This is a genomic window from Butyrivibrio sp. ob235 (assembly GCF_900109475.1).
Lineage (GTDB): Bacteria > Bacillota > Clostridia > Lachnospirales > Lachnospiraceae > Butyrivibrio.
In genome coordinates, this window is the sequence record NZ_FOBE01000003.1 from 14,756 (window position 1) to 36,287 (window position 21,532).

18 protein-coding genes are annotated in these 21,532 nt (G+C 46.0%); 14 read left to right on the forward strand and 4 right to left on the reverse strand.

Annotation, left to right across the window (positions count from 1 at the left end):
• The first annotated feature begins 92 nt into the window (after nucleotides 1-92).
• From BMW61_RS04245 to BMW61_RS04270, 6 genes are all read left to right on the forward strand, one after another.
• A complete protein-coding gene (locus BMW61_RS04245) occupies nucleotides 93-1,364 on the forward strand; it encodes a glucose-1-phosphate adenylyltransferase (RefSeq protein ID WP_022760389.1) in 1,272 nt (423 codons plus the stop codon).
• Nucleotides 1,364-2,482: a glucose-1-phosphate adenylyltransferase subunit GlgD gene (gene glgD, locus BMW61_RS04250; protein WP_022760388.1), complete on the forward strand. Its 1,119-nt coding sequence runs from the start codon at nucleotides 1,364-1,366 to the stop codon at nucleotides 2,480-2,482. Before BMW61_RS04245 ends, glgD begins: the two co-directional genes overlap by 1 nt.
• A 40-nt stretch (nucleotides 2,483-2,522) precedes the next feature.
• The gene (gene spoVG, locus BMW61_RS04255; protein WP_022760387.1) at nucleotides 2,523-2,843 is read left to right on the forward strand and encodes a septation regulator SpoVG; all 321 of its coding nucleotides are present in this window, start codon (nucleotides 2,523-2,525) and stop codon (nucleotides 2,841-2,843) included.
• A 187-nt stretch (nucleotides 2,844-3,030) separates the two neighbouring features.
• On the forward strand, nucleotides 3,031-3,606 hold the full coding sequence (pth, locus tag BMW61_RS04260) for an aminoacyl-tRNA hydrolase (RefSeq protein ID WP_022760386.1): 576 nt from the start codon (nucleotides 3,031-3,033) through the stop codon (nucleotides 3,604-3,606).
• Between the two features lie 7 nt (nucleotides 3,607-3,613).
• Nucleotides 3,614-7,183, forward strand: coding sequence for a transcription-repair coupling factor (gene mfd / locus BMW61_RS04265; RefSeq protein ID WP_091820000.1), 3,570 nt, complete (start codon nucleotides 3,614-3,616; stop codon nucleotides 7,181-7,183).
• Nucleotides 7,180-8,139: a prephenate dehydratase gene (locus BMW61_RS04270; protein WP_091820001.1), complete on the forward strand. Its 960-nt coding sequence runs from the start codon at nucleotides 7,180-7,182 to the stop codon at nucleotides 8,137-8,139. The genes mfd and BMW61_RS04270 overlap by 4 nt, the downstream gene beginning before the upstream one ends.
• An 86-nt stretch (nucleotides 8,140-8,225) precedes the next feature.
• On the opposite strand, the gene BMW61_RS04275 is transcribed toward BMW61_RS04270, so the two are convergent.
• Nucleotides 8,226-9,911, reverse strand: coding sequence for a hypothetical protein (locus BMW61_RS04275; protein WP_091820003.1), 1,686 nt, complete (start codon nucleotides 9,909-9,911; stop codon nucleotides 8,226-8,228).
• A 231-nt stretch (nucleotides 9,912-10,142) separates the two neighbouring features.
• On the reverse strand, nucleotides 10,143-10,445 hold the full coding sequence (locus tag BMW61_RS04280; RefSeq protein WP_022760382.1) for a hypothetical protein: 303 nt from the start codon (nucleotides 10,443-10,445) through the stop codon (nucleotides 10,143-10,145).
• 122 nt (nucleotides 10,446-10,567) lie between these two features.
• On the opposite strand from BMW61_RS04280, the gene BMW61_RS23040 reads away from it, so the two are divergent.
• On the forward strand, nucleotides 10,568-10,744 hold the full coding sequence (locus tag BMW61_RS23040; RefSeq protein ID WP_442857293.1) for a TIGR03943 family putative permease subunit: 177 nt from the start codon (nucleotides 10,568-10,570) through the stop codon (nucleotides 10,742-10,744).
• Nucleotides 10,745-10,754: 10 nt separating this feature from the next.
• Here the strand turns inward: BMW61_RS23040 and BMW61_RS04285 are convergent, their stop codons facing one another.
• Complete coding sequence (locus BMW61_RS04285) at nucleotides 10,755-12,512, reverse strand: MATE family efflux transporter (protein WP_044959006.1); 1,758 nt, start codon at nucleotides 12,510-12,512, stop codon at nucleotides 10,755-10,757.
• A gap of 485 nt (nucleotides 12,513-12,997) precedes the next feature.
• Here BMW61_RS04285 and BMW61_RS04290 point away from each other — a divergent pair, with 485 nt between their 5' ends.
• Entirely contained in the window at nucleotides 12,998-13,519 is a 522-nt protein-coding gene (locus BMW61_RS04290) for a DUF4256 domain-containing protein (protein ID WP_022760379.1), read from the forward strand.
• Nucleotides 13,520-13,592: 73 nt separating this feature from the next.
• On the opposite strand, the gene BMW61_RS04295 is transcribed toward BMW61_RS04290, so the two are convergent.
• Entirely contained in the window at nucleotides 13,593-14,282 is a 690-nt protein-coding gene (locus tag BMW61_RS04295; protein WP_091820004.1) for a hypothetical protein, read from the reverse strand.
• Between the two features lie 231 nt (nucleotides 14,283-14,513).
• Here BMW61_RS04295 and asnB point away from each other — a divergent pair, with 231 nt between their 5' ends.
• The 6 genes from asnB (at nucleotide 14,514) to BMW61_RS04325 (ending at nucleotide 21,477) form a co-directional block, all read left to right on the forward strand.
• Entirely contained in the window at nucleotides 14,514-16,397 is a 1,884-nt protein-coding gene (gene asnB, locus BMW61_RS04300; RefSeq protein WP_091820006.1) for an asparagine synthase (glutamine-hydrolyzing), read from the forward strand.
• A complete protein-coding gene (locus tag BMW61_RS04305; RefSeq protein ID WP_091820007.1) occupies nucleotides 16,394-17,434 on the forward strand; it encodes an O-fucosyltransferase family protein in 1,041 nt (346 codons plus the stop codon). The genes asnB and BMW61_RS04305 overlap by 4 nt, the downstream gene beginning before the upstream one ends.
• A gap of 11 nt (nucleotides 17,435-17,445) precedes the next feature.
• Nucleotides 17,446-18,213 carry a DUF5672 family protein gene (locus BMW61_RS04310; RefSeq protein WP_242876616.1) on the forward strand — a complete coding sequence of 256 codons (768 nt, stop codon included), beginning with the start codon at nucleotides 17,446-17,448 and terminating at the stop codon, nucleotides 18,211-18,213.
• Nucleotides 18,210-19,265 carry a glycosyltransferase family 2 protein gene (locus BMW61_RS04315; protein WP_091820008.1) on the forward strand — a complete coding sequence of 352 codons (1,056 nt, stop codon included), beginning with the start codon at nucleotides 18,210-18,212 and terminating at the stop codon, nucleotides 19,263-19,265. The genes BMW61_RS04310 and BMW61_RS04315 overlap by 4 nt, the downstream gene beginning before the upstream one ends.
• On the forward strand, nucleotides 19,255-20,208 hold the full coding sequence (locus tag BMW61_RS04320) for a glycosyltransferase family 17 protein (RefSeq protein ID WP_091820009.1): 954 nt from the start codon (nucleotides 19,255-19,257) through the stop codon (nucleotides 20,206-20,208). Before BMW61_RS04315 ends, BMW61_RS04320 begins: the two co-directional genes overlap by 11 nt.
• Before the next feature lie 72 nt (nucleotides 20,209-20,280).
• The gene (locus tag BMW61_RS04325; protein WP_242876617.1) at nucleotides 20,281-21,477 is read left to right on the forward strand and encodes a pyridoxal phosphate-dependent aminotransferase; all 1,197 of its coding nucleotides are present in this window, start codon (nucleotides 20,281-20,283) and stop codon (nucleotides 21,475-21,477) included.
• Nucleotides 21,478-21,532: the final 55 nt, after the last annotated feature.

Sequence of the window (21,532 nt, forward strand, 5' to 3'; positions counted from 1 at the left end):
TGTGGGGGCATAGAAAAGCCACGATCATAGACCGCGGGAACTATATTACTTCATAGGAAATTCTACATTTTTTATGACAACGAGGTCTTAACATGATAAAAAAAGAGATGATTGCCATGCTACTGGCAGGCGGACAGGGCAGCCGACTTGGTGTACTTACATCCAAGATGGCGAAACCGGCAGTTTCATTTGGCGGTAAATACCGCATCATTGATTTTCCACTCAGTAATTGCATTAATTCAGGTGTAGATACAGTGGGCGTACTTACACAGTACAGACCGCTGCGTCTTAATTCGCATATCGGAATCGGTATTCCGTGGGATCTTGACCGTAATATCGGTGGCGTTACCATTCTGCCTCCGTACGAGAAGAGTGCGAACAGTGAGTGGTATACAGGTACTGCGAATGCTATTTTCCAGAACCTTGAGTATATGGAGAATTACCATCCGGATTATGTTCTCATTCTTTCGGGAGATCATATCTATAAGATGGATTATGAGACAATGCTCGATTTTCATAAGGCTAACGGCGCAGATGTTACTATCGCGGTTATGCCTGTGCCGATCGAGGAGGCCAGCAGATTCGGTATTATGATTACCGATGAGGACAGGAAAATTGTGGACTTTGAGGAGAAACCCGAGAAGCCCAGATCAAACCTTGCTTCTATGGGTATCTATATTTTCTCATGGGAGTCGCTGAAGGAAGCGCTTATTACCAATCAGGATCAGCCCGGCCTGGATTTTGGTAAGCACATCATTCCTTATTGTAAGGAGAAGGGTCAGTCCCTTTACGCATATGAATTCGACGGCTACTGGAAGGATGTAGGAACTCTTACATCATACTGGGAGGCCAACATGGAACTCATCGACATCGTTCCGGAGTTCAACCTCTACGAGGAGTATTGGAAGATATACACCAGAAACGATGTTCAGCCTCCGCAGTACCTTGGCCCCGAGAGTTCTACCTCAAGAAGTATCATCGGCGAGGGATCGGAGATCTACGGAGAGGTACACAACTCCGTAATAGGATGCGGAGTTAAGATTGGAAGAGGCACGATTGTAAGCCATTCCATCATTATGAACGGAACCGTCATCGGTGAAAATTGTAATATTGAGAAGGCTGTAATTGCCGAGCATGTTGATATTGGTAACAACGTAAGACTCGGTGAGGGTGATGAAGTTCAGAACGAGACCAAGCCCGGAATTTACAGAGACGGAATCGTAACAATCGGAGAGAAGTCAGTGGTTCCCAGCGGTGTATCCGTAGGAAAGAACACGATGATCTCCGGAGTAACTACCGAAAAGGACTATCCTGACGGAAGTTTGGATAGCGGAAGAACATTGGATAAGGCAGGTGATAGGTAGTGAGAGCGATTGGAATTATTCTTGCCGGTGGTGGAAGTAACCGCATGCACGAGCTTTCTAAGAACAGAGCAGTTTGTGCTATGCCAGTGGCCGGATTTTACAGAAGCATAGATTTTGCACTTAGTAATATGACGAACTCCCACATTCAGACGGTGGCGGTTTTCACGCAGTACAATGCAGGAAGCCTTAACACACACCTGTCTTCATCGAAGTGGTGGGACTTCGGACGTAAGCAGGGAGGTCTTTACGTATTCACTCCCGCAGCCAAGGCAAACGGAAATCTCTGGTACAGAGGAACGGCGGATGCCATTGCGCAGAACCTCAGCTTTTTAAAGAGCTGTCATGAACCCTATGTGGTTATCACCTCCGGTGACTGCGTGTACAAGATGGATTACAACAAGCTCCTTGAGTACCACATCGATAAGCAGGCTGACATCACTGTTGTATGCAAGGATGTGCCGGCAGACATCGATACCGAGAGATTCGGAACCATTCGTATGAATGAGGAGAGCCGTATCGAGGAGTTCGAGGAGAAGCCGGTAGTGGCGAGATCCAACACGATTTCCTGCGGTATATACGTCATCAGAAGACGTCAGCTCATAGAGCTCATAGAAAAAGCTCAGACCGAGGAGAGATTCGATTTCGTTAGGGATATCCTGGTTCGATACAAGGATATGAAGAGAATCTACGGTTACAAGCTTAAGTCCTATTGGAACAACATCGCTTCCGTTGAGGATTACTTCAGAACCAACATGGATTTCCTGAAGCCTGAAGTTAGAAATTATTTCTTCAACGAGTACCCGGGTGTTTACACAAAGGTTGTGGACCTTCCTCCCGCAAAGTACAACGTGGGCGTCAAGGTTGCCAACAGTCTTATCTCCAGCGGTTGTATCGTAAACGGAATGGTTGAGGATTCGGTTATTTTCAAGGGTGCATTCATCGGAAATAACTGCTACATCAAGAATTCGATTATTCTGAATGATGTTTACATCGGAGATAACACGCACATTGAGAATTGTATCGTCGAGAGCCATGGAACCATCCAGGCGAACTCCTATTACAAGGGAGAGAACGGTATAAAAATAGTAGTAGAAAACAATGAGAGGTATGTAATCTAAGTATTCATTTTTTACATTTCTAAAAGGGGGACAAAGCAGGATGAATATTACAGATGTTCGTGTTAGAAAAGTTGCAAAGCAGGGTAAAATGCGTGCCATCGTTTCAATCACCATTGACAATGAGTTCGTTGTTCATGACATCAAGGTGATCGAGGGCGACAAGGGTTTGTTTATCGCAATGCCCAGCAAAAAGTCAGTCGATGGAGAGTATCGTGACATCGCTCATCCGATTAATTCAGATACGAGAAGGCTGCTTCAGGATACCATTCTGAAGGCTTACGACGAGGCTTCAGACGAAGTGATCGACTCAAGACCGGTTGAGACCGAAGCCGCACCTACAGGAGTGGGAAGTCTTTTCTAAGCGGGTTTTTATACTACAAAAAGAATAATTGTGCTAATATATGGGGAGCGACGAATTCGTTGCTCCCTATTTAATTAAAATAAAGCCTTCCCCCTGGGGGCGCTCGACGTCCGGGGGACGTCGGTCCAGCGCGGACCGAAGCGGAGCGTAGACAAGGTGGCGCGAAGCGCCGGAAGAGGGGACTCATATGTACTTAATCGCAGGCCTCGGAAACCCCGAGCGAAAATACAACGCCACCCGCCACAACGTTGGCTTTGGCGTAATAGATGTTTTATCAGAAAAATATGATATAGACCTGACCGAGATGAAGTTCAAGGGTATGTATGGAAAGGGCAGGATCGGCTCCGAAAAGGTAATTCTCCTAAAGCCGCTGACCTACATGAATCTCAGCGGAGAATCCATAAGGCCCGTCGCGGACTACTTCAAGATTGATACGAAGACTGAGCTCATCGTGCTCTCCGACGATATCGATCTTGATCCCGGTCGAATCAGAGTTCGTCCCAGCGGAAGCGCCGGTGGCCACAACGGTCTTAAGAATATAATCGCGCAGCTTGGCCACGACGAGTTCGCACGAGTCAGAGTCGGAGTTGGCAAGAAGCCGCCCCGCATAGACCTTGCAGACTGGGTTCTCGGACACTTCGACGACGAGGACACAGCTCTTGTTATGGAAGCGATGGACCACGCAGCCGACGCCGTTCGAGTTATCATGGAAGATGGCGTCAACTCCGCCATGAACAAGTGGAACGGATACAAACCGGAATGAGGTAAAAATGCGAGCAATCGAAGCGCCTCTTTCAGAACTGGAGGCATTTATCAAACTAAATAAGTACCTGGAAAAGCCTTTTGCCTGCGCGGAGGTCTCCGGCTGTATGGATTCTCAGAAACTCCATTTCATTAGCGGACTTGCGCAGGATTTCAAGTACAGGATAATTGTGACCTACAGCGACCTTCGGGTTAAGGAAATCTGTGAGGACTACAGATTTTACGACCGAAACGTCACTGTTTATCCCGCAAAGGATCTGATATTCTACCAGGCAGATGTCCACTCCAATGAAATCGTAAGGGAGAGGATAAAATGTTTGAGGCGCCTCATCGAAGGGCGTCCCGTTACTGTGGTCACAACCTTCTCAAGTCTGATGACGCCGCAGATTCCCATAGACATAATTAAAAATAACATTCTGAAAATAGATAAGAGAAAACCCGTCAATGAGCGCGAGGTTGCGAAGATCCTCACAAGGATCGGATACAACCGCGTCTATCAGGTGGGAGCTCCGGGCGAATTTTCCGTAAGGGGCGATATCATCGACGTGTTCGATCTGACAGAAGAGAATCCCTACAGAATCGAGCTCTGGGGCGACGAAGTCGAGAACATCCGAAGCTTCGACATTATGACACAGAGGTCGATAGACAAGCTCGAATCGATTGAGATTTATCCTGCGGCCGAGATTATCCTGACGGATGATGAGAAGACGAAGGGTCTTAAAAAGATGGAGACCGAGACGAAGCTCGTCTATGAAAAGCTTCGCGAAGAGTTTAAGACCGAGGCGGCGCACCGCATAAAGACTTCCTTCGAGGAACTTAAGGAAGAACTGACAGAGCTTGAACTCGAGGTGAATCTCGAGAGCTATATAAGATATTTTTACGATGAGACCGTGACCTTCCTGGAGCTTTTCCCTGCAGGAAAATCCTGTGTTTTCATAGATGAGCCGCTCCATGTGCTTGAGCACGCATCGGCGGTGGAGAACGAATTCAGGGAGAGCATGATCCACAGGTCAGAGAATGGCTATGCGCTGCCGTCTCAGATGGACCTTCTGTACTCGAAGGACGAGTGCATTGCGAGGATGAAGAGCACGAGACGCATAATGCTCTCGGCGCTCGCAGCTCCCAAGGGGCTAAACGAGTTTGAGCCCGACATCAGCACCGAGGTGCACGCAAGGAGTATTGCGCCCTACAACAACAGCTTCGAATCGCTGGTACACGACCTCAAGGGCTTTGTGAAAAATGGTTACCGGGTGCTTATCCTCTCGGGATCCCGAACGAGAGCCAAGAGAATTGTCGAGGATCTTCGCGACCAGAGCGTTACCGCTTTTTACAGCGAGAATCCGATGCGCGAGCTCCAGCCCGGGGAGATTATGACCTATTACGGCAGAATCCTCAAGGGGTTTGAATACACCGACCTGAAATTCGCGGTGATTTCAGAGAGCGATATTTTCACGGAGCATAAGAAGAAAAAGAGAAAGCATTCCAAGTCGAAGTACAGCGGCGAGAAGATTTCAGGCTTCTCGGATCTGACGGTGGGCGACTATGTGGTTCACGAGGATCATGGACTTGGAATTTACAAGGGAATAGAGAAGATTGAGACCGACAAGGTGGTCAGGGATTACATCAAGATCAGCTATGCTGACGGCGGCAATCTCTACGTGCTTGCGACAGGCCTCAATGTAATACAGAAGTACGCGAGCGGCGATGCCGGAGCCGATGGGAAGGCGAGAAAGCCGAAGCTCAACAAGCTTGGAACCGGCGACTGGAAGCGCACGAAGAATAAGGTAAGGACTGCAGTTGAGGAAATTGCGGACGATCTGGTAGAGCTCTATGCAAAGAGGCAGAACAGCAGCGGATATCAGTTCAGCTCCGACACTGTATGGCAGCAGGAGTTTGAGGAGGCCTTTCCTTTTGATGAGACAGAAGATCAGCTGACCGCTATATCGGACACCAAAGCCGACATGGAATCCGAGCGAATCATGGACAGACTTATCTGCGGAGACGTTGGATTCGGCAAGACGGAGATTGCTATCCGCGCAGCTTTCAAAGCGGTGCAGGACGGAAAACAGGTGGCGATACTTGTTCCCACAACAATTTTGGCACAGCAGCATTACAACACCTTCACGGAGAGAATGAAGGATTTCCCTGTGAGGGTCGACATGATGTCCAGGTTCAGGACGGCGTCCGAGCAGAAGAAGACTGTGGTAGACCTGCGAAAAGGTCTCGTGGATGTCGTTATCGGAACGCACAGACTTTTATCAAAGGATGTGGTCTACAAGGATTTGGGACTCCTGGTCGTTGATGAGGAGCAGAGATTTGGCGTAACTCATAAGGAAAAGATAAAGAAGCTCAAGGAAAATGTGGATGTGCTGACATTGTCCGCAACGCCTATTCCGAGAACTCTTCACATGTCACTGGTTGGAATCAGGGACATGAGCGTACTTGAGGAAGCGCCGATGGACAGACAGCCGATTCAGACCTTCGTCTGTGAGTACAACGACGAGATGGTGCGCGAGGCGATTGCCCGAGAGGTTGCGCGCGGCGGTCAGGTCTACTATGTTTACAACCGTGTAAATGACATCGCGGATGTTGCGGCGAGAATTCAGAAGCTGGTGCCTGAGGTGAATGTATCCTTTGCACACGGCCAGATGAAGGAGTCGGAGCTTGAGCGAATCATGTACGACTTTATAGACGGCGAGATAAATGTGCTGGTTTCGACGACGATTATTGAGACGGGACTTGATATCTCCAATGCAAACACGATGATTATCCACGACTCCGACCAGATGGGCCTTTCCCAGCTCTATCAGCTAAGAGGCCGTGTCGGAAGATCAAAAAGAACCGCCTACGCTTTTCTTATGTACAAGAGAAACAAGATGCTAAGAGAGGTTGCGGAAAAGAGGTTGTCTGCAATTCGTGAGTTCACGGATCTTGGATCGGGCTTTAAGATTGCGATGCGAGACCTTGAAATCAGAGGCGCGGGAAATCTTCTCGGAAAGAGCCAGTCGGGACACATGGCTTCAGTTGGATATGACCTTTACTGCAAAATGCTCGGAGAGGCAGTCAGACGCAAAAAGGGTGAGGAGAAGGATGCCCTTCTGGAAGATTTTTCCACAAGTGTCGATATCGATGTTGATGCATTCATTCCGAGTGAGTATATTGTTAATGAAGAGCAGAAGCTCGAGATATACAAGAGAATTGCCGGGATCGAGAACGAGGGCGACCGCGATGACATGCGCGATGAGCTGAGGGATCGCTTCGGCGAGCTGCCTGAGTCGGTGGACAATCTGATCAGGATATCGCTTGTCCGCGAGAAGGCGCATAAACTCTACATCCTTGAGATTAAGGGCGGCAACGGCGAGGTTGCCATCAAGATGAACAACAATGCGAGACTTAAGGCGGAGAATATACCCGCATTTATCGAGAGCTGCGAGGGTAAGATTACCTTCCGCCCTGCATCCTATTCGCTGTTCTTGTATAAGTATGTGAAGGACAACAATCCCAAGCAGGCCGAGAAACAGCTGCTTTTGGATGTGGAGGAGATTGTGGAGAAGATGGAAGTTTTGTCGGAGGTATGATGGACGAGATTCAGATAATCAACGAAAAATACATAACCCAGCTCCGCGAGCGCGTGGAGCGAAAGCTCGGCGAGAGCGACGGCGCCTGCGAACTTTTGGACAGCGCACTTGCCGTTGTCAGGGAGCCCGTGCAGAACCCCAAGGTAGTCTACCAGGGTGAGCCCGGCGCCTACAGCGAGATGGCTGCAATTGATTTCTTTGGAAAAGATGTAAACAGCGAGGGATTGGTGCACTTTGAGGACACTTTTGAAGCCTTGAAGAGCGGAGCGGCTGACTACGCGGTTCTTCCTATAGAGAATTCTTCGACCGGCGCAATCCGCCAGGTGTACGACCTGCTTGCGCAGTACGAGTGCTACATGGTGGGCGAAACCACAGTCAGAGTAAAGCACAGTCTGATGGTTCTTCCGGATGCGGAGATGTCTGATATTCAGACGGTTTTCTCACATGAGCAGGGAATATTCCAGTGCGAGCAGTTTTTAAATGAGCACAGGGACTGGGTTCGCGTGCCGCAGGCTGACACCGCGGGCAGTGCGAGAATGGTTGCCGAGCTTGGCGATAAGACCAAGGCTGCAATCTGCTCATCGCGTGCCGCCGAGATCTATGGCCTTAAGATCATCAAGGAAGGTATCAATACTAACCGCACCAACACCACAAGATTTGTGGTTGTATCTCCCAGAATGGAGCTTCGCGAGGGCAGAAACAAGATATGTATCAGCTTTAGAACCGAGCACAAGGCCGGTGCACTTCACGAGGCGCTCACGGTTTTCAGAATCTACGGTCTAAACCTTGTAAGGCTTGAGTCCCGCCCGATTCCCGAGCAGAAGTGGCAGTATATGTTTTTTGCGGAATTCACGGGAGACCTTATGATGGAGGACATGAACAGAGTTATGGAGGCGCTGATGTGCACCGTAACCGACATAAGGATTTTCGGCAACTTCGCAGAGAATCTGGAGTGATGTTTGATTTGTTCGCGGGGACGCTTGCATAAAATGTAAAAAAGAGACCCATACCATTTATAGTATGAGTCTCTTCCTTAATGCTCTTATTTCAGCCAGCCGTAGTTCTGCATTTCAATGTCGATTATTTCATTTCCGTCTGCAAAAATCTGATACCAGTCATTTGCCATACTTCTGTCATTTCCGGTCTGATCGAAATATATATGGTAGCATCCGGGTCCCTTGTTATAGTCATAGTTAGTGATTCCGTTTTTATCCAAATATGTCAGAAGCTGTTCCTCTGTTATGGATCCGGACAGTCCTCCCGGGAACTCTAAATCGTTAGCACTAAGACCTCTAGGGTCACTGACACTGATGATCATCGAATACTTAAGATATGTAGCCTCTTCAGAGGGATTGTAAACCGTTGCATAAAGGCTCCTGTCACCTTTGTCGAAACGAACACTGTACATCTGGCCCGCTTCAACTATTTCATCAGGATTTCCGGGATAATCCCATCCATTATTAGTGATCTCATAGAAAGGAGTCGGAAGATTGTAAAGTACTCCATCAAGCTTGTAATTACCTGAGAAAGGATCATTTCCAAGAGATGTAGGTGCCACATACTGGTCAAGATAAGCAGGTGCTTCATCACTTATCTCAGTAGCTACGAAATCTTCCGGAGCATTATCGCTTCGAACAACAACATAGTCCAGCACATCGTTTTCATCCAGATAATATATAACCTCTGATCCAAGATATGTTTCAGCTATTCCTTCATAGAAAAGCGATATATGGCCAGCGCTATCTATTACGTCACTCGGCTCTCCCGCGGCGGCAATTATGTCCTCCCTGGTACTCTTACCAACTACCAAGTCACCATTATAGGATTTAAATTCTATGCCTGTTTTTTCAGTTACATAGTCATCAAGACTTATTTTTGAAACATAGCAGTCTCTGAGTGCCTGCGAATTAACATCAAAATTCGTAACGTCCACATCTAAGTAGTTGTTACTGCCGTCGGGAGAATACAGTTCAACAGAGGCCATCTCACGATTGGCAAGGACCTCCTGTGCTGTCTTCTCATCCGGGAGAGTCCAGCCCTTTTCAAGAAAATCAGTCAATTTAGCAGGAATATGGTAGGTATCATCTCCCAACTGAACAGTATACAGATTGTAGATATTTTCCGGAACAGCCTCCGCTGCAGAACCAGCCTGGGTATAATCCTCTTCTGTATAAGAATCCGTATCTTCACTCAGGAAATCTTCAGCGTTAGGTTCCTCTATCATTTGAAGTCCGGGGATTTCTTCTACAGCTGCTTCATCAGCCGCATCTTCATCTGTAACTTCCTCTGTAGTGCCTTCTTCATCAAAAGCAAATTCGCTTGTTTCCGACTCCTCTGCCTCTGCTTCTATTCTCTGATCTGCATCGCTGCCGGAAGAATTCTTAGCAAAAAACTTCATGACAGTAAACGCACCAAAGCCAAGAACTACCATAAATAAAACTGCGCAAACTCCAAGAAGCACATAAGCAAGCTTCTTGTTCTTATCTGACTGTGCCTTCTCGATTGCTGCAGGATCGTATGTGTAATTCTGCGGCGCACTGTAGGTCTGCTGGGTAGCATTATTCTGCGGCATTCCGTAAGTCTGCTGGGGTCCATAGGTCTGCTGTGTTCCGTAAGTCTGTTGATTGTTTGGTTGCTGATTGACAGGCTGTTGATTTTCAGCCTGCTGATTGACAGAATCCGGGTTAAGCGGTTTCCCTGTCATAGGATCAAATCTTTTTTCATACATCTTAATATTTCCTCCAAAAAACATTTTTCTTTTTGCTGACAAGGAAAAGAGCGGACGAATGCCCGGAAATATATAGATTAGATTTCCCCATGACAGTAAAAAGTCTTTTAAATTAGCTCCCTCATTTGGAAATTCTAGCACAACGCCTTTTTTCATTCAATAAAAAGACAAAGAAAAAGAGACCTTTTTCGGTCTCTTTCAGTGATCTTTTCGATCTCATTTTAAAATGAATTACAATCTTTTAATTTCGCACTTTTGATTCTCACCGTGCCTGATTTCATTTTTCCTGCACCTGAAAACCTTGCCCTTGGTAATCTCCATTACCTGACCGCCCTCAGCTGCAAGCGCCGTAAGAACCTGGCGATAGAAGTCCTTGTAATCTTCTTCAAGCATAGATACTACAAAATCATGATGCTGATGATCGGTAGATATCACACATGATTTGTACATGTTGTCGTAGTGAATTCCGTAAAACTTGCAAATCTCATCCAGTTCGGAATTGTTTGCATTAATACAATGCATCGCAATATACATAATACCCCCTCCTGTATTGCCGGCACCGTTAGCGCGACCAAACACTTTTCTGAAAACAGATAGATATTTGTCGCTAAAACAATCACATCTATTACATATTATATCAGATAAATGAATTGATTATGCAGTCAATTTTCCAACGGTCCGAAATACAAATTGATGACCGGGAATGGGTTGAAATATCAGGAATCCTTAGAATAAGGTTTGATGATGAAATGCAACGAAATATCCCTGTATGCAGAGTCACGGACATTAAGGAAATTGATAAACCGGATAAGGAGATCATATCTTTGATTTAGTATTGGCACTTTATAATTTCATTATTAAAGTGTTAATACCGGCATTGTTATAGTAATTGATGCTATCTACCAGCTTTGCTACCATGCGAAGTCCAATATGCTCCTCAGGTGAATCGGTGTTGAACATATTCAGATAGCTTCTAGGGTCAAATCTAATGCAATCGTCCTGTATCCTTACTGTAAGCTCACCTTCCTCTTTATTTACGACCCTTATTGCTATGCTGTTATGCCCACGCTTAAATCCGCCGTGATCAATAATGTTTACAGCAAGCTCTTCAATACATAAACCGACCCATAGCGCCTTTTTATGGTCAATATCCCTTGAGCGACAAAAATCAATCACTTTCTGTGAGATCTCTGACACTTCTTCCTTCGTTTGTACGGAATATTCCTCAAATTCCTCTTTGGAAGCACCAAAGTCCGGCGGAAGCTTTAATAATGACGGGATGCTTAAGTCGGCACTGCCTGTATATGCAAATACCGAAATGATCACAATGATAATTGAAAGAATATCACTCCACATATTGGCAAGCCATGCTCCATTGCTTCCCCATAAAGGAACTGTCAGAAGCGTTAAAATGCCTATCATGGCCACCTCAGCAAAAGAGATGATATTTACAAGCTTCATTCTTCCCTGGATTTTATATGAATTCATAAGAAGGTTCAGGAATACATTAAACAGGGAAAACCAGAAACCTATAGTAAACATAGTCCTTCCCATTTCATATATTTCGGTACCCGGACTGAAGAAAATATCTGAAAGCCGAGATGAAAAGACAGCCAAAAATGTCACCACAAGCGTAGTACATGCTACACCAGCCACTAAAGCAGTCTTAAACACATCAATGAACCCTTCACGGTCCTCTTCACCATAGTAAAGGCTGGTAAGCGCAGAATGCGCACTGTAACAGCCTACTGTGACAGCCCCCACCAAACCGCACATGGCAACTAAAACACTTGCAACAGCTATGCTCTCCACGCCCACATATCTAAGCAATGAATAATTTATGAGACTGTTTTTGACAAAAATTCCGATATTAAACAGAAGAGTGGGAGCCCCTCTTCTTACAGCCTCTGCCAATAATTCTTTATCAAACGCTGTCTTTTCAATGTGAACAGTCTTTTCCTTATTCGTATAAGCAGGTAAAAGTATAAGAAAAGCAACAAGACTGCTCAGGGTAGATGCAAGTCCTACCCCGAATATCCCAAGGATATTAACAAAAAGGACATCAAAAACGACATCGCAAAAGAACAGCGCAGTTGTAGCTATATAAGACCTTTTAATCGCATTATTAAAAGAAGCAACTGAAATAAGAAGAGAGCTGAGGGCAGCAAACAATAAGTTAAATGAATATCCGGCAATATACTGTTCAAGAAGTTCTTTTGACTCTCCTCTTGCGCCCAGCAATCCAGCAAGAGGAATTCTTGCAATTAAAAGCGCAATAGAAATAGCAGCCCAGATAAAGGCAATTGTTATAAAAGAGCTTGTAAAAAGTGAAGTAACTTTATCCTGCTTACCAGCTCCAATAAGTGTGCCTATCAGTATTTCTGCTCCCGCAATTATTACAAATGCCAGTCCCGAAAGTACCAGCACCGGCGAGAACAGACCTACCGCTGCCAGAGCATGCTCGCCAAGAAATCTGCCAATCACGATATTATCGATAAAGCAGCAGATATTTGAAACTACATAAGCCACCATATTCACCAGAGCAAGTCTCACATATGATTTCCATATAATGGCGTGTTTAGTTGTAGTGTTTGTTTTCAAATCTGCCCACTCTCCTTTTTGTCACGTATAGCATAAATATGCCGGCTAAATTGAGGCTTCATAACTATATATCTACAATTCAGTACCAATAAAAAACACACCCTAAGAAATCACTTCCTTAAGGTGTGAAGAACAATACTCTATAAGATTTTCACCAAAAACACATCAATAACACAATACGTCATATAACATTCCTCTAATAATTATTATCTATTCCATCTCATCTAAAAACAAATTAAAAAAGGATAAAATAATCATATCGAATTCTGTTATCCTTCTGACCTCGGGCTCAGCCTTCTTCGGAACAGTTTGTACCGGGAAACAGGGATGTCGACCATATAACACAAGGGAAATCATAAGGGAAAGGTAAACAACCGCAAATTTAGTATTTACATGGGTTTGCGGATGATGAAATAATAAATTGTAACGAGTTATAAAATCCTTGGGAATGGTTCATTCCCAATCGGAGATTGGAGGGGGAAACTATGTTAGAAATATTAAAAGCGAGGTTTCAGGATAATAAGAATCTTCATATGGAACTGAGTTGGCTTGACGTGGAGAAACGTTTGCTTGAGCATCAGGGCTCCATGGATGTTTTGAGAAGGATGGAGGAGAGCGGCGGAGAACCGGATACCATCGGCTATGACGAAAAGACGGGAAAGCTAATTTTCTGCGACTGCGCAAAGGAGTCCCCTTCTGGGCGCAGAAGCCTGTGCTATGACGAAAAGGCATTACAGGGGCGTGCTAAAAACCCGCCATCAGGCAGCGCCGAATGGAAAGCAAAAGAAATCGGCGTTTTGATCATGACGGAGGAACTCTATCGCCGACTGCAAAGTCTCGGGGAATTTGATTTGAAAACGTCAAGTTGGATCACTACGCCGGATGATATTCGCGACAAGGGCGGTGCATTGTTCTGCGAACGACGTTACGGAAGGGTTTTTACATTCCATAACGGGGCGGATTCGTACTATTCCGTGCGCGGGTTCAGAGGTTATACGCTTATATAAATTCAAATTTGTGATTAAATTTCAGAATAAATCAGAACGTTAACTCGGCAGTTTGTCTTACGAGGAGAGCAGTTCATGTGTTGTTTACAGTAATTCTTCCAATCTTTATATTTTTCATAAGCTTTTCATTTATCACCACGTTGTGCTGCGGCAGGATAACATTCTGAAAATAATCCCCGTCTCCGCTAAGCAGGGATCCCAGATCATCTTCATATCCTGAAAAATCGATATTCGTCGCCAAATCTTCGGCATATTTTGATGCAAGTTTTTTCCTGCACAATGCAAAATAAATAAGCGACTCATTAAGCCCTGTTTTCTTAAGCTGAAGAGGACTCATTTTCTGATACATTTCATCTGCTTCTGACTGTGCAGCTTCTTCCTCAGAGGAGCTTAATGCCATACCGGCCTTTTGTGCTTCGGCGTAATAGATTGCATGTGACAAATACGTATTGATAGCCGTTTTCATAGCCAGTTCACTGACAAACTGTGAATCTAGTCCGGCAGAAAAATGCGTGTTCCACCAATGCAGCGGGTCCTCGGGATCATATAAAACAGCCTGTTTTTGGACGAACTCTTCAGTCGTATATATGTAATAGCCAAATTCACGCAGTGTCAGACTGTTATCGTCCACGGAAATTATAACTTCATCAAGATGGTCCTCATATTTGAAGACTGTTGCTGTCTTATAAATCTGTGCCCCAATGATTGCAATGATACTGGTTATTATCAAAATTATAATGATCTTTTTCTCATTACCACTCATATAGATCCGGCTTCCTTTTGAGCTTGAATCATTTATTGCATCTCATCTTCATACTACTATTATATCTCTGCGAATTACATTGCAATAGCTAAAACCACGTCTGCCTTACTTCACGGGAACTGCATAAAAGTCAGGAGGCAAGCGGCATCGCGAACAAATTAAAATTTCATTATCCCCGAATATATGGTACTATTAGGGAAAAGTTAGCACTAGGAATGAGGACATCTACATATGTGTGGAATATCAGGACTTTTGAAGTTCTCAGGTGATGCGCGCGCGAATATTCAGAAGATGAATGACCGCATGATTCACAGAGGACCTGATGATGATGGGATTTATGTAAGTGAAAATAGTGAAGTGGCGCTTGGACACAGGCGCCTTTCTATTGTGGACCTTTCCAAGAACGGTGCCCAGCCTATGGTCAGCCATTCCGGGAACCTTGTGATGGTCTACAACGGCGAGATATATAACAACAAAGATGTAAAGAAAAAGCTTCTGGATGACAGTTTTGCTGCTGCGGGAGATTTCAGGGGAAGCTCGGACACTGAGGTTCTTCTTGAGGCGATCGAGCACTACGGAATGAAGGAAGCCCTTTCAATGTGCAAGGGCATGTTCGGCATCGCGGTTTATGATAAGAGAAATGAGACAGTTACTCTTGCCAGAGACAGAGTCGGAGAGAAGCCTTTATATTATGGAAAAGTTGCGGGAGCCTTCGCTTTTGCTTCCGATCTGGGGTGCCTCAGGGTTGTGGATGGCTTCGACAATGCCATAAACACTGACGTTCTTGATATCTATTTTGTGGAGGGCTATATCCCTGCACCTTACACTATTTATAAAGGAATAAACAAGCTCGAGGCCGGAACTTTCATGACAGTCAGCTTAAAGGACCTTGGTACACAGACCACTACCTACTGGTCTATGAAGGAGACCGCCAAGAGAGGTCAGGAAAATCCGTTTACCGGCAGCAGCGAGGAAGCGGCGAACGAGCTTGAAAGACTTCTGAAGGAATCAATAAAAGGCCAGATGGTTGCGGATGTTCCTGTCGGAGCCTTTTTATCAGCGGGAATCGACTCCAGCACGACGGTGGCACTTATGCAGTCACTTGAGCCCGGGAAGGTCAAGACCTTCACCATCGGCATGGAGGACAAGGCCTACAACGAGGCGGTTTACGCGGCTGAGATTGCAAAGCACCTCGGCACCGAGCACACAGAGCTCTATATTACGGAAAAAGATGCCAAGGCCGTTATTCCCGGACTTGCGCATATGTTTGCCGAGCCTTTTGCGGATTCTTCACAGATTCCCACATATCTTGTGAGCAAGATGACGAGGGATCACGTGACCGTATCCCTTTCCGGAGACGGCGGAGATGAGCTGTTCTGCGGCTATACCTCCTATGAATCCATCAGCAGAATCTGGGGGAAGATGCACGGCGTGCCCTATCCTATAAGGAAGGTTGCTAGCTCGATAGTCTTGAATTCACCCCTTAAAAATAAAGATATTTACAGAATAAAGGGGACACTCCTTGGCGCCGAGGGACCCGTTGACATACATAGAATGGAGCATGAGACGGATCCGCTTACAAAGAGGATTGCGCTTAAGAGAGGAACCATTCCCTATAAATACACGGAGCTTCCAAACGGATTCCTCGAGGAAGTAAATCACCAGTGCATGCTTATGGATATGCTGGTCTACCACCCCGACGATATCCTTGTGAAGGTGGACAGAACAGCGATGGCGGTATCGCTTGAAACGCGTGTGCCGATGCTTGACAGGGATGTGATTGAGTTCGCCTGGAGTCTTCCGATTCAGTACCTTCGCGACGACAAGGTGGGTAAGAAGGTTCTTCGTGACGTGCTCTACCGCTACGTTCCGAAGGAAATGATGGAGCGCCCGAAGAAGGGCTTTTCGATTCCGATTGAGAAGTGGCTTCTTGACAGCGACCTCCGCGACTGGGCCGAGGGCCTTCTTAATAAGGAAAAAATCAGGCAGCAGGGTATTCTTGACCCGGAGGTTGTCGAGAAAATCTGGACAGACTTTACCGAGAGGGGCATCTACAGGATCCAAATCTGGTACATCCTGATGTTCCAACAGTGGTATGAGGAAGAGTTTTTATGATAGGTGCAGAATTTATTAAGGGCTACGGCCTTGGAAATCAGCTGTTTTTCTACGTGGTCACAAGATGCATGGCTGAGGAGCGGGGCGTCCCCTTCGGGTTTGTGAACCCGGGGCAGGTCGGCAACGTTTTCCATTCCAATAAGGGCATGTACTTCATGGACATAGATCTCGGAACTGAGATCCCGCGTGAAGACATGGATAAATTCACGATTTTCCATGAGCAGGATGACAGACTTTTCATGGGGAATTCGGTTCATGACATGACCAATGGCTGCTATATTTCGGGGGCTGACCCGAGGCTTTTTGAAATTGAAGACAATACTCTTATATATGGGAATCTCCAGGATCAGTCCTATTTTGAGAAGTACCGCGATAAGATTAAGGACTGGCTCCATGTGAAGGAGGAGGCAGAGTCCTACGAATACACCGCGGACGACCTCTGCATCATTAACATGAGAGGCGGAGAGTATACAAGCTGCCCTGAGCTTTTCCTTGATAGAAAGTACTGGCTAAATGCCATCGAGAACATGAAAAAGGTGAACCCGAATATGAGGTTCATGATAATAACCGAGGATGAGGAGGCCGCAAGGAAGGTGCTTCCCGAGTATGAGTGTCACCACTTCGACATGGGCAAGGACTACGTCACCATAAAAAATGCGAGATACCTCATTCTTTCGAATTCATCCTTTGCGATGATGCCCGTAATGTCTAGCACTGAATTAATATACGCTATCGCTCCGAAGTACTGGGCAAGACACAATATTTCCGACGGTTTTTGGTCATCGGAGCAGAATATTTACAGCTTCCTTACCTATCAGGATAAAAAGGGAAGGCTCTTTAGCGCCGATGAATGCAGAGCTGAACTGGCGGAATACAAGAAGCACTCAGCACTTTATGCAAGAAGAAATGTAAGGCCGGGAGCAGTAAGGGAATTTTTCCAGAATATAAGGAGAAGACTTTTGTATGGAGTGTTCTTCTTTAAGAAAATGTGGCGCTCCTTCTTAAGGAGAACCGGAATAATAAAAACCTTCGGATAAATAGAGGATATATGAATAATACAAAGAAGCTGCAGCTTCCGAGAGTCACGATTGCAGCGATGACAAGTGTAGATGTATATGAGACCGTGCAGGCGATGAAGTACAGCATGCGCGATATCGAATTCGGCGACGCGGTCCTGATTACGGATAAAAAGCCGTTTTATCTTCCAAAGGACATACGCTTCAGCTACACATCAAAACTCGATGACATCGACAAATTCAATTACAAAATGGTATATGAGCTTCGCGATCACATTAAGACGGACTTTGTTCTTATTGTGCATGCGGACGGCTTTGTGATACATCCGGAAAACTGGGACGAGAGCTTTCTTAACTACGATTATATAGGCTCCCCCTGGCCTCTTCCGAAAAATAACTATGCCTACAGGGACAGCGAGGGCAACATCTGCAGAGTCGGAAACAGCGTATCCATCAGGTCCAAGAGACTTCTTGATTATCCTAAGGAGCACGACCTTCCCTGGGTTAAGGTGTACGACGGATTTTTCAATGAGGATATTTTCCTTTGTTGTCACTGCAAAAATCAGATGGAAAAGGACGGCCTTAAGTGGGCTGATTTAGATAGCGCAGTTAAGTTTGGAAGGGAGCATCCGCTTCCGGAGAACAAGGGAGTAGAGCCCTTCGTTTTTCATAAATGGTGGGGAGAAAATGAGGGATATCCGCATTTCTACAGCCCTGCAAAGAGATTCAAGATGGCCGTAAGGCCCTTGCTGTTCTGGAGAAGAAGTGAAAAGTGGAAGAGGGAGCACAATATAACATGAAGTTTTCGGTAATAGTGCCTGTTCACAATGCTGAAAAGTACATAAGTGAAGCGACATCTTCTATAGTAAAGGCTGCTGAGGGGATGGAGAACTGTATCGAGGTTCTTCTTATTGAAAACGGCTCCACAGACAGAAGCGGCTATATATGCGGCGAACTTGCAAACCGTTTTCCGTTTGTAAAGACGGTGCATATGGGCCCTGCGTCCGCCTACGATGCGAGGCAGGAGGGGATAAAGAGAGCTTCGGGAGATTATCTTGTTTTCATGGATGCTGATGACGCCGTGGCTCCGGGGATATTCACTGAGCTTCAGAAAGCGGCTTCTAAATATGAAAGAAAAGGTAAGAGGCCTGAGATAATACTGTATAATGCTGCAGAGATGAGCACTCCCGAGTCGAAGATGTTTCCTTTTCCCTTTAAAGAGGGCAAGATTTATTCGGGCGACGGCAAGAAGAAGTTCTATGAAATAATGTGCTCCGGTGATATGCTAAATGCCATGTGGAACAAGTGCATAGGGAAGGAGCTTGCGGGCCGCATCGAGGAGACGGTGAACAGGAAGCTCAATTACGGAGAGGACCTTCTGCAGACCGCTGAAATAATTGATAAAGCAAAAAGCATTGCATATCTCGACAGGATACTGTATTTTTACAGAATAAACGAAGAGGGGCTTACGGGCGGTTATCATGAAAACTTTATGGAGAACCAGGAGAAGGCCTTCGAGGTTCTGGACGATTATGCGAAAAAGTGGGCAAAGGGTGGTTTTACTGAGGTTATAAACGAGCGCAAGACCCTGACCTGCACGATAGGCATGAAAAAGCTTATCTATTCGGACCTTCCTTTTTCCGAGATCAAGCGGAAGATGAAGGAGATGATGGGTTCCGATTTTTATAAAGAGTATGGGAAGGGCAAGCTTCCGTCCTGGGCATCCGAGGAGGATGCGTATGTTTACAGGTATCAGGTGGCGGGTATGCCGGTTTTGCGGCTGATGCTTCTTAGCAGGAAGACGCGCCTGAAATCCCGGATTAAAGCGAGGATCAGAAAAAATGGTATATGATTGCATTCCATTTTTTAATGAAGTGGACATCCTGAGGCTGAGGTTAGGAATCCTTAGTCCCTATGTGGATAAGTTCATTATAGAAGAGTCAACAATGACCTTCTCGGGTGAAGAGAAGGAGCTTTGCTTTGAAAAGAACAGGGATCTTTTCAAGGATTATCTGGACTGCATAGAGTATGTGGTGGTCACCGATTCGCCGGTGGATGCGTTGACCCACGAGAGGGATTATTTTCAGAAAAACCGTCTGATAGAGGGTCTGAAGAAAGTCGGCGCGACAAGCGACGACATAATTCTTTTCGGCGATGTGGATGAGATTCCAAATCCAAAGGTTCTTACGAAAATCATAGAGAATTTTGATAAGACGAAGGTCTACCACCTGGCGCAGAGGAATTTTTATGTGTTCCTCAATATGGAAGAAAAGTCAGGAAAGCTGCTCTCGATTACCGGAGAGTTCCCGGAGGTTGCGGAGAGCGACAGGAAGTGGCTTGGAACAAAGATTACTTCCATAGATAATATTCCGCGCGAGGGAATCGTAAGGCTACGCGATCTGGTGTCACCCTGCGATAAAAGGTCTGTCAGAGTCGCTGACGGCGGCTGGCATTTCGGCTACATGGGCGGAAGGCACGAGACCAACCCCGTAGAGAGAATCGGCGTCAAGGTAAAAGCGGCTGCGCACCAGGAGTACAACGACCGCGAGATCCTGGCGGAGACTATGGATAATCTGGTTCTTGGCAGAGACATCTTCGGAAGGGATGCGAGATTTGAGCGTACGGAGGTCGACGGAAGTTATCCGGAGTACCTTCTTAAGCATATAGGAGAGTATGATTATCTGGTAATGCCACCCATTACAGCTTTTTCAAGGCTGTATCATAAGCTGGATATTACGGTGGGAAGGTTCATCAGGAAGGCGTACCATAAAATTAGAAGGATGCTTATAAAGTAACAAGTAGTTATGCCTTCTCCATTTATGGAGAAGGTGTCAGCGAAGCTGACGGATGAGGAGTATGAAAAAAGTATGAGCACAACATTATCTACCAGAATGGCGGCGGTAAAAATGTCCCCGACCACGGCTCTCTTCGGAAAGGTGGAGGAGCTTAGGCGGAAGGGAGAGGACATAGTTTCTCTCAATGTGGGCGAGCCCGATTTCCCCACGCCGGACAATATCAAAGAAGCGGGAATACGGGCAATCAATGAGAATTTCACCAAATACACCACCGGAAACGGTATCGCACCGCTTCGGGAGGCGATAATCGAGAAGATGAAAAAGGACAACGGCGTCACCTATGAGATGAATGAGGTGGCGGTGACCGTCGGTGCGAAGCAGGCGCTGTTTGGTGCGCTGTGCGCTGTTGCGGGCGAGGGTGATGAAGTCATAATCCCCATTCCGTGCTATGTCAGCTATCCCGATATGGTAGCTCTTGCGGGCGCAAAGCCCGTTCTTGTGAAGAGGAAGGACGATTTTTCTCTTGATCTTGAAGCCATTGAGAGTGCGATAAATGAGCACACCAAGGCTGTTATAATATGTACCCCGGACAATCCCACCGGCAAGGTTTACGGCGAGGATGAGCTGAAGGGGCTCTCTGACCTTGCAATCAGCAGGGATATCTTTGTTATTTCCGATGAAATTTATGAAAAAATAATATACGGTGAGAATCGCCACAAAAGCATTTCTGCGTTTGAAGGGATGAAGGACAGAACCATCGTGGTTAACGGTTTTTCCAAGACCTATTCCATGACTGGCTGGAGACTTGGGTACGTCTGCGGCAGAGCCGATGTTATTGGCGCTGCGGTGAAGGTGCAGAGCCAGACAACTACCACACCTCCGAGCATCTCACAGTATGCGGCGGTTGAGGCGCTTTGTGGGCCCCAGGATTCTGTCGAGCTCATGAGATCAGAGTTTGAGAAGCGCAGAGATTTTGTCCAGGAAAAACTGCGAGGGATACCCGGTGTCATCTGCCATGAGATCCAGGGAGCCTTCTATGCGTTCTTCGATATCCGTGCTTTTCTCGGAAAAGAATATGAGGGTTACGGAATTATAGATGACGATACACGTTTATGCGAATATTTATTGGAAAAATATGGTGTTGCAATGATGCCCGGAAGTGCTTATTTTGCCCCAGGATTCGTGAGAATTTCGTTTGCGTCCTCCATGGAAGTGCTTAAAAAGGCGCTTTCAAGAATAGAATCTGGTCTAAAAGCGCATAAATGTTGACTTTTTTTAGAATATGTACTAAACTCAAAAACGTAATGATAAATTTGCAAAAACG